The 9072-nt window shown below is 68.3% G+C and carries 9 protein-coding genes; 5 read left to right on the top strand and 4 right to left on the bottom strand.

Annotated elements, in window-relative coordinates; genetic code table 11:
- Positions 1-486: 486 nt before the first annotated feature.
- A complete protein-coding gene (locus tag ABNF93_RS34295) occupies positions 487-837 on the bottom strand; it encodes a DUF1330 domain-containing protein (RefSeq protein ID WP_349332432.1) in 351 nt (116 codons plus the stop codon).
- 149 nt (positions 838-986) lie between these two features.
- Here ABNF93_RS34295 and ABNF93_RS34290 point away from each other — a divergent pair, with 149 nt between their 5' ends.
- Positions 987-1817 carry a helix-turn-helix domain-containing protein gene (locus ABNF93_RS34290; protein ID WP_349332431.1) on the top strand — a complete coding sequence of 277 codons (831 nt, stop codon included), beginning with the start codon at positions 987-989 and terminating at the stop codon, positions 1815-1817.
- Between the two features lie 40 nt (positions 1818-1857).
- A complete protein-coding gene (murD, locus tag ABNF93_RS34285; protein ID WP_349332430.1) occupies positions 1858-3252 on the top strand; it encodes a UDP-N-acetylmuramoyl-L-alanine--D-glutamate ligase in 1395 nt (464 codons plus the stop codon).
- Here the strand turns inward: murD and ABNF93_RS34280 are convergent.
- Complete coding sequence (locus tag ABNF93_RS34280) at positions 3230-3829, bottom strand: GNAT family N-acetyltransferase (RefSeq protein ID WP_349332429.1); 600 nt, start codon at positions 3827-3829, stop codon at positions 3230-3232. The two genes, murD and ABNF93_RS34280, sit on opposite strands and share 23 nt — an antisense overlap.
- A gap of 283 nt (positions 3830-4112) precedes the next feature.
- On the opposite strand from ABNF93_RS34280, the gene ABNF93_RS34275 reads away from it, so the two are divergent.
- The 3 genes from ABNF93_RS34275 to ABNF93_RS34265 all read left to right on the top strand — a co-directional run bounded on the left by ABNF93_RS34275 (position 4113) and on the right by ABNF93_RS34265 (position 6642).
- Entirely contained in the window at positions 4113-4541 is a 429-nt protein-coding gene (locus tag ABNF93_RS34275; RefSeq protein ID WP_349332428.1) for a hypothetical protein, read from the top strand.
- Between the two features lie 183 nt (positions 4542-4724).
- The gene (locus ABNF93_RS34270) at positions 4725-5663 is read left to right on the top strand and encodes a D-2-hydroxyacid dehydrogenase (protein ID WP_349332427.1); all 939 of its coding nucleotides are present in this window, start codon (positions 4725-4727) and stop codon (positions 5661-5663) included.
- Positions 5664-5811: 148 nt separating this feature from the next.
- Positions 5812-6642 carry a phytanoyl-CoA dioxygenase family protein gene (locus ABNF93_RS34265; RefSeq protein WP_349332426.1) on the top strand — a complete coding sequence of 277 codons (831 nt, stop codon included), beginning with the start codon at positions 5812-5814 and terminating at the stop codon, positions 6640-6642.
- A 48-nt stretch (positions 6643-6690) separates the two neighbouring features.
- Here the strand turns inward: ABNF93_RS34265 and ABNF93_RS34260 are convergent, their stop codons facing one another.
- Positions 6691-7446, bottom strand: coding sequence for a hypothetical protein (locus ABNF93_RS34260; protein WP_349332425.1), 756 nt, complete (start codon positions 7444-7446; stop codon positions 6691-6693).
- A 67-nt stretch (positions 7447-7513) separates the two neighbouring features.
- Positions 7514-8905 carry a hypothetical protein gene (locus ABNF93_RS34255; protein WP_349332424.1) on the bottom strand — a complete coding sequence of 464 codons (1392 nt, stop codon included), beginning with the start codon at positions 8903-8905 and terminating at the stop codon, positions 7514-7516.
- Between the last annotated feature and the right edge of the window lie 167 nt (positions 8906-9072).

Genomic DNA, 9072 nt, shown 5'->3' with positions numbered 1-9072 from the left:
ACCTACGACTCGCGGACATCATCAACAACAAGACCTGGGAACCAGCTACGCTTCACCTACGGAGTGCCTTTCCGCTCGGACGACTTCGACCTTCGACAAGCCGAATTCTTCCAAGCCGGACAGGCACTTCCGTACATTTACGCGCCGAACTCACCCACAGCCCACGAAAGATCGAGGCTAGACCGGTCTGCGCAACGATCTCGGCGCGAGACGCTCATAGCCGAGGGGTAATTCCTGCACGGTGCTCCTTGTCTGTCACGTGGTCGTCTGTGCCAACGTGGTACGAGTTCTGAGAGGAAGTCGGAGCCGATCCGGCAGTTTCTACCCGACCGTTGAGGTCATGTTGTCGTTCAGGTGACGGTCCTGAGCACGAGCCTTGGCGAGCCTGCTACCACTCCGATGAGGTCACCACCGACGGTCCAACGCCCGACGGCGGCGGCGAGATCGTGTCCTCTGCGCACACCGACGACATGGCGTCCTTGCCGGTCAGCTCTGCGCGTCGAGGGTCTGGCGCAGGCTCGCCGCCATCCCGGCTGAATCGTGGTCCCGTCCGACACCTTCGACGAAGATGACGTCACCGTCGAGGTGGCGGGTCCGCAGCGGCTTGATCTCCTCATAGGCGGAGGATTCGTACCAGCTGCGCACGGCCGTCATGTCGGGGAACTCGATGATGATCACATCACCGGCCCAACGGCCCTCCCGAACGTCCACCGGCCCTCCGTGCACGATGAACCGCCCACCGAACGGATCCAGAGTCCCCTGGATTCGTTCGAGATAGGTCAACACCTCCACATGCACCGGTGCCTTGCGGAGGTGGGCGACCGCGTACGCCGTCATGGTTTCTTCCTTCCGTCGAATACTTGTGAACGATGCTCAGCGCCGAGCGGGCGTGACCTTGCGAGACGAGCTTCGGCGACTCGGGTCGTCGTGTCGATTACCTCCCAGGTAGTCGCCGGGCGAATGGGCGACGGCCTATGGTCGGTGCGGTGAGGAGCCCACCGACCGTGACCCCGCTGGCCCCCGCCGACAACCCGCAGGTCGGTGATCTGCTGCGGGAGTGGCGGCGCCTACGCGGCCGGAGCCAGCTCGACCTCGCCCTGGACACCGGCGTTTCCGCCCGACATCTGAGCTTCGTGGAGACCGGCCGGTCCCAGCCCAGCCGGAGGCTGCTGCTCGCTCTGGCCGACCAACTCGACGTACCGCTGCGCGAACGGAACGCTCTCCTGCTCGCCGCGGGCTACGCCCCCGCCTACGCCGAGACCGGCCTGGACAGCGCACAGTCCCGCGCGATCAGCGATGCGCTCGAACGCCTGCTCGCCGGCCACGAGCCCTATCCGGCACTCGTCCTGGACCGCTGCGGTGATGTCGTACGCACCAACAATGCGATCGCACCGCTCCTGGTCGATGTCGATGCGGCGCTTCTCGCGCAGCCGATCAACGTGTACCGGCTCAGCCTGCACCCCGACGGCCTGGCGCCGCGGATCCGCAACCGGGACGACTGGACCGCCCACCTCGGTCACCGCCTCACCCGTCTCGCACGGCTCACGGGCGACCCGAGGCTGGCCGACCTCCTCGCCGAGATCCGCGGATATCCCGGCGTCGCCGCAGCCCTGGACCGGCCATACGAAGCCTCCTCCCGAGAGCTTCTGCTGACCCTGAAGCTCGCGCACCCGGCTGGGGAGCTTCACCTGCACAGCACGGTCACCAGCTTCGGGAGCCCGAACGATGTCACCGTCGCGGAGTTGGCCGTCGAGTCGTTCTTCCCCGCCGACCAGCAGACCCGGCAGATCCTTCACCGTCTGACGCCAACCGGCTGAGTCCGCCCGGTCGGCCATCCGACTGCGAGAGGATGGGCGGATGCTGGTCGATGTTCCGCGCCTGGAAGGCGCCCGCGTGACGGTGATGGGTCTCGGCCTGTTCGACGCGGGTGTCGGGGTGACGAAGTACCTCTGCCGGTCGGGCGCCAGGGTGACCGTCACCGATCTCAAGTCCGCTGAGGATCTGCACGCATCCGTTGCCGAGCTGGCCGGCTGGCCGGTCGAGTTCCATCTGGGCGAGCACCGGGAGAAGGACTTTCGCCAGGCAGATCTCGTGGTCGCGAGCCCAGGCGTACCGCTTGACTCTCCCTGGCTGTCGCTCGCGCCCGCCGTCGAGACCGAGTTGAACCTCTTCGTCAAGCTGTGTCGCGCCCGGACGGTCTACGGCATCACCGGCTCCAACGGCAAGACGACCACGACCACGCTCATCGCCAGGATCCTCGAGCAAGGGCCGCGGCGCACCTGGCTCGGCGGCAACATCGGAGTCTCGCTGCTTCCGGTCGTGGACGAGATCGCGCCAGAGGACGTCGTCGTCCTCGAACTGTCGAGCTTCCAGCTGGAGAACCTCGACGCGATCCGGCGCAGCCCGCAGGTCGCGGTCGTGCTCAACGTCACGCCCAACCATCTGGACCGGCACGGCTCGATGGACCGCTACGTCGCCGCCAAGCGCGCCATCGTGGCCCACCAAGGCGACGGTGGCCTCCGGGTGCTCAACGCCGATGATCCGGTCGTACGAAACTTCGCCGGCGGCACGACCCGGTGGTTCGGCGAGACGGGCGACGCCATGAGCGGCACGTGGATCCAGGGTGAGTCGATCCACCACGGTGGGCGGGTGTTGGACGTGTCGGCGAGACGGTTGGCCGGCCGGTTCCACCTGCACAACATGGCCGCCGCCGTCGCCGCGACGGCGGGGGCGTTCGACGGCTGGGGCGACGCCGCGGAGCAGGTGTTCGGGTCGTTCGCCGGTGTCGAGCACCGGATGGAGTACGTCGTCGAACGCGACGGCGTGACCTACTACGACGACTCGATCGCCACCACCCCCGAACGCACTCTCGCTGCTCTCGACACGCTCACCGGACCGCTCGTGATCCTGCTCGGCGGCTACGACAAGAAGCTGCCCTTCGCAGACCTCGGACGTCGGGTACGGGAGCGCTGCCGCGCCGCCGTCGTGTTCGGCCAGACCGCCGACGCGATCGCGGAGTCCCTTCGTCCGCGGGAAACTGTCGCCGAATCCGTTCGTATGCGGGAGTCCCCGGGGGAGCCGGACGGGTTCGAGCTGCACCGCGCGGCGAGCTTCGACGACGCCGTGGCGGCAGCGCGCAGCGTGGCCCGGCCAGGAGACACGGTGCTCTTGTCGCCCGCCTGTGCGAGCTACGGGATGTTCGGCAACTTCGTCGAACGTGGCCGGCGGTTCAAGGAGTTGGTGCGCGGCTGACGCGAGTGTCGTCACGTGCCCTGGTGGCCCGCCACTCCGTCTCCACCATCGCGTAGACAACCTCGTCGGTCCATTCGCCCTTGACGTACTCGTTCTCCACGAAGTGCGCCTCGCGTCGCATCCCGAGCCGTTCGAGGAGCCGGGCGGAGCGGACGTTGCGGGCGTCGAGGCGCCCGATCATCCGGTGCAGGCCGAGTCCCTCGAAGCCGAGCCGTAGGGCGACCTCCGCCGCCTCGGTGGCGAATCCCTGCCCGCCATGGTCGGGGTGGAAGATGTACCCGATCTCGCCCAGCCGGTGTTCGCGGCTCACCCAGAACACCAGGAGGTCGCCCACCAGTGCGCCGGTGTCACGGCGTACGACGGCAAGCGCGAGGCCGTCGCCCTCGGACCTGATGCAGCTCCGGCTGATCCGCTTCGCCAGGACGTCGGGCATCTCCTCCGCACGGCGCGGCTCCCAGTACAGGTAGCGGGCCACGTCGGCACGACGCTGGATGTCGAACAGGGCGTCGTGGTCATCCGGGGTGAACGGCCGTAGCAGGAGCCGGTCGGTCTCGATCGGACAGTCAGGTGTCAGCACCCGGCCGATGCTATGCGGTAGGTCGGACAGCCCGGTGCTGAGTGCTCGGAGCCGAAACCTGTTGGCCTCACGGGCGTCGCGGGTAGCGTGCCCGACCGATGCAGACGACGCCGGAGAAACCAGTCGAGGTGGAGTTCTGCCTGCAGTGCGGGCCCGGAACGGGCTTTCGTCCACGCGGCGACGGCTCCCAACTGCGATGTCCCCGCTGTGGATGGGTACGCCTGGTGCCGCTCCGTCCGCTCTTTGTGGTCATCGGCGCCAGCGGTGCGGGAAAACGACGATTGTGCCGGCGCTGGCGCGAAAACTCGTCGGCTGTGAGGTCTTCGACGTCGACCTCACCCTGCACATCGCCGCCCTCGGCTGGGATGCCTGGCGAGCCACGTGGCTGCAGATCGCGCACGGGATCGCCCAGAACGGCCGCTCGACCGTCCTGTGCGGCACGATCACCCCTGACCAGCTCGAGACGCTGCCGACCCGCCAGCTCGTCGGACCGATCCACTCCTGCCTGCTCGACTGCCCGGACCACGTACTCGTCGAACGCCTGCGTGCGCGACCGCCGTGGCGGGGAACCGACGAGGACTTCGTCGCCCGGCAACTGGGGTTCGCCGCATGGTTGCGTGACCACATCGAGCCGTCGTTCAGTTCCTACGCCTGTGAGCCGGCCACCGTGGTGGATCAGGTCGCCGCCTGGGTCACGTCAAGGCTGGATTGACGGGTCAGCCGCGCGGCTCATCCGGTCTCCGCGTCGCGCGACAGGACGGGAATCGGCCAGCCATCCGTTCGCACGGATGGGCCCAACAGTGAGATCCTGGGCGCGTAAAGCGCTTTCCCGGACCAGCCTGTCTTTCCCTGACCTGCAGGTCTTCCCAGACATGACTGTGGAGTGGAGTGATCCATGCGCGACCCCCTCGTGCTTGTCACCAGCGTCACCGACGACCAGTTCGGCCAGATCCGCGCAGCCGTCCCCGAGGCCACCGTCGAGCGGTACGCCGGCGACGAACTGGCGGACAAGATCGGGTCAGCGCATGTGGTGGCCGGCCACGTCGACGCGACCAACCTCGCCAAGGCATCACACCTGGCATGGGTGCACAGCTGGGCCGCGGGACCCAACAACCAGGTCTTTCCCGAGATGGTCGCGAGCCCGGTGACGGTCACCTGCTCGAAGGGCAACGGCGCCGTACCCCTGGCCGAGCACGCGATCATGCTCATGCTGATGCTCAACCGCGACGCGATGCGGTGGGTACGCGCGCAGAACGAACAACGCTGGGAACGGCACACCCACGGTGAGCTCAACGGTCTCACGGTCGGCATCCTCGGCCTCGGCTACTCCGGTGTCGACCTCGCGCTGAAGGCGAAGGCGTTCCACATGCAGGTGTTGGGTATCCGCCGCAACCCGCAGCCCACCCCGAACGTCGATGAGGTCTACGGGCCGGACCAGCTGCACAAGATCCTTCCCCGGGTGGACTTCCTCGTCCTGACCGCGCCGATCACACCGGAGACGCGGGGAATGCTCGGCGAGGCGGAGTTCCAGGCGATGAAGCCGACCGCCTACTACGTCAACTTCTCCCGCGGCGGTATCGCCGACGACGACGCTCTTCTCGCCGCCCTGCAGAACGGCTGGATCGCCGGCGCCGGCATCGACGCACACGGGCAGGAGCCGCTGCCGGCCGACAGCCCGTTCTGGACCGCGCCCCACACGATCATCACGCCCCACAACGGAGCAACCACACCACAGACGCGACAGCGCGCGGTGGACATCTTCATCGCGAACCTCCGCCGCTTCGTCGACGGCGAGTCGCTGACCCACGTCGTCGACAAGGCCGCCGGCTACTGACGCGGCCGGTTGGGCGAGGGGTCGTCGTTGGTGGCGCCCGTGGCGCTGGCCGATGCTGGCAAACCCGCTGCCACCATGCCGGTCGCCTTCGTACCGTTGAGGTGCGGCGGTCCGACGCCGCCCCACTGGAACAGCCGAGGAGTGCATCGTGACCGCCGTGGTCGACACACCAAAGGTCCTGACCGACACCGAGATCGAACAGTTCTGGGAGCAGGGCTACGTGGTGGTCCGCGGTGCCATCTCGAGGGAGGAGGCCGCGTACTACCGCGACCTCATCCTCGACATGATCCCCCGCGACCTGAACATCCCCGAGCACTGGCACACCGCCGACGGGCGGATCAAGCCGATGGCGACGCCCGGCGACCACACCTACGACACACCCGAACTCCTGCCGCTCTGGGCCAACGAACGCCTGTACCACGTGGCCGCGCAACTTCTGGAGTCCCACCGGCTCCGGGTCTTCGACGGCTCGCTCGGCGTCACCATGCGCAATGACATGCACCGCGACACTCCACGCAGCCAGACGCTGCACATCGACGCCTCCGTACCGAAGGACGTCGACAACTTCCTCTTCACGCTGGAGGAGGTCCAGGTCGGCGGCTGCTACTACTTCACCGACGTTCTTCCCGACGGCGGCGGCATCCACATCGTGCCCGGCGGCCACAAGATCGTCGAGGAGGAGTCGCGCGCGCATCCACAGGGCCGGCACCTGCACGACGACTGGAAGCGGATCACCCACCTGGAGAGCGTGGAGGTCACTGGCGAGGCGGGCGACTTCGCCCTGCTGCACCACCTGATGCCGCACGGCGCGTCGCACAACCGCCAGCCGGTGGCGCGGGTGGCGCAGTTCATGCGGTACGCCCGGGAGGACCACCCGCACGGCGCGGGCAAGGCTCCCGCACCTGGGCGCTTCAACGAGCGCCAACTCGCCGCCGCCGGACCACTTGGCCGCAAGCTACTCGGCGTCGACGCCTGGTGACCTGACGCCGTTCAGCCGTCCCACTCCGGGGCGCCCGCGGGCGTCGACCTACGTGGGGATGTCCGGGGCGGACCGGCCTTCCGCGAGCGGAGGAAGGTGGAACTCCCACTTCTGTGCCAGCGAACTCCACAGCCGGATGCCGAGTTCCCACGCCGCGACGAAGGCGTCAGCCAGGTCGTCGCCACGCCCGGTTCCTGTGCCGATCCCTTGGAGGGCGTCCAGCATCTCGCGCGACAGGTCCCGCTCCGCCAACCTCGACGGCGTGAGCCACCGATCGGTCGCACCTTCGGCCAGGCGCGCCATCCACAGCAGGTGCCGGCGTATGTGGGCGAGGGCGTCGACAGCGCGTTCGTACTCTCCTCGCGCGAGGACGTTGCGGCCGAGGAGCCACCAGTTCGCGAATCTGCCGCACAGCTCCGCGACCTCGAGGGACGTGGAGGGCGCGGGAGCATGCACGGGAAGCTCCGCCAGTGCTGGCGCGAGCCGACCGTCCCGGTCGACGACGAGCATCGCCTCGACCGGCGCTCCCCTGCCCGGCCAGCTGCGTACGACCTCGGTCTCGGACGCCGGCCACACGTGCAGCTCCACCCGGATGTGCCGGTCGACCACGGCGACCCAGCCACCGGACTCGTTGCGTACAAGGAGATCCGGTTCCGCAACCTGGCCGATCCAATCCATGACCGACCATGAGCCGAGCTCGGCATCGTCGAGGAAGACCCAGAACTCCACATCCGAGAAGGCGTCGCCGAGCCCGGCCGGGCGCGAGCCGTAGGTCAGCGCAGCCCGGACCCGGTGATCCGCCACGAGCAGCTGGCGGAAGGCGCGCTCCAGCCGGTCCTGCGCAGGCTCGCCCTGCGCCGGACCATCCTCCTCAGGCCTTGGTGAGGGTGACGACGGCGAAGCCGCCCGCGGGGAGCCGGATGTCGGCGGGGTTGCCGACGACCCTGGGCGGCCGCTGGCCGGGTGACTCCTCGAACTCGACACGGGTCACATCCTGCCCGAACGTCAGCGTCGCCCGAGCCTCGCCCGCGTGGCTGTAGTTGGCGATGATCAACGTCCGGCTCGACGCGTCACCGGCTGCCGCGAAGGCGCCGATCACGACCGGGGCCCCGGTCGCGTCGACGATCCATTCGTCGGCCTCGAACACCGGAAGGCCGGCGGGCGGTGCGTCCACACCCGTCACGCTGACGGCCTGGCTCGTCAGCGGCAGGATCCGCGTACCTGCGGCCTGCAGCATCGGGTTGATCTTCTTCGCGGCATGCCAGAGGTCCGTGCGCCTCCCGTCGACCGTGATGAGAGCCGGCTCGAACGCCTCACCCCGCGCCGGATCAGGCGTCCAGTAGGTGAAGTACTGGATCCCCTTGTAGCCGTAGGCGAGCGCGATCCCGATCTGCCACGACAGCTCGGCCGCCGTCGGCATCCGGTGGTTGGCGTACTTGATGCTCTGGATGAACACCCAGTACGGGATGCCGGCCTCGAGCCCGACCGTCCGCACGATCTGCAGGTTGTCCCACCAGCCCTGGTCGTCGCCGCCGAGCAGCAGCGGATAGCGGTCGAACGACACGAACGGCGGTCGTACAGTCTCGACGAACCCGCGCACGTAGGCGATGTCGTTGGACGGGAAGAGATTGATGTACGGAAGGGCCTCCGGGGCGAGCGCCTGGACCGCGGCGACGTACTTCGCCAGCGTCGCGAACTTCGGTGGTGACGGTTCGTCGTAGAGGTTGATCCCGGCGAACGCCTGACCGGGATACCGCCCCAGCGCCTGGCGTACACCCTCCACGACCTCCTCGTCACTCAGCACGAAGGGCCGGTCGTCCGGAACCCCCGCGTCGAACGAGTGCGTCAGCGTGCCGAGGTCGGGATCGACGGGTACGAAGTCGAGTCCGGCGCGTTCGGCGGCGGCCAGGGCCCAGCGGGTGATCCACTGGTCGTTGAGGTAGTTGCCGCCGATTGCGAACGTGAAGCCCGCCTCGGCCATCTCGGCGTACCGCTCGTCGTTCGTCGCGAAGGGATGCGGCGGCCACCACATGCCGATCGGGTACCGGGCACCGTTCAACAGGCGAGGCACAACCGCCGCCTCGGACGCGCCGAGAGACGAGGGAGCCGCCTGCGCGGCATCAGCCGGAACCGCGTCAGCCGGCACTGCCACGGCGTCGTCACCAAGCGCGCCGAGCGCGACACCGGCGCCGGCCAGCGTGATCACACCCCGACGGGAGAGCTGCGCGTGGCTGAGGAGCGGATCGGATGCGGGAGTCTCCACGGTGACCTCCAGGGACGACGGTCGGGACCACCGCCTGGAAGCTAGGGCGTGTCCCGTAGATCTTGGGTTGGTGGGTCGCGGAGCCAGATTCTGATCGATGCGATGTCGATTGTGCCGCGCCAGATGTAGTCGCGTTTGTCGTATCGGGTGGCAACGGCGCGATAGCC

Origin of the sequence: Actinopolymorpha sp. B9G3 (genome assembly GCF_040120725.1) — a bacterium.
GTDB lineage: Bacteria > Actinomycetota > Actinomycetes > Propionibacteriales > Actinopolymorphaceae > Thermasporomyces.
The sequence above is the reverse complement of the archived record's forward strand: the minus strand, read 5'-3'. Positions and strand labels throughout refer to the sequence as shown.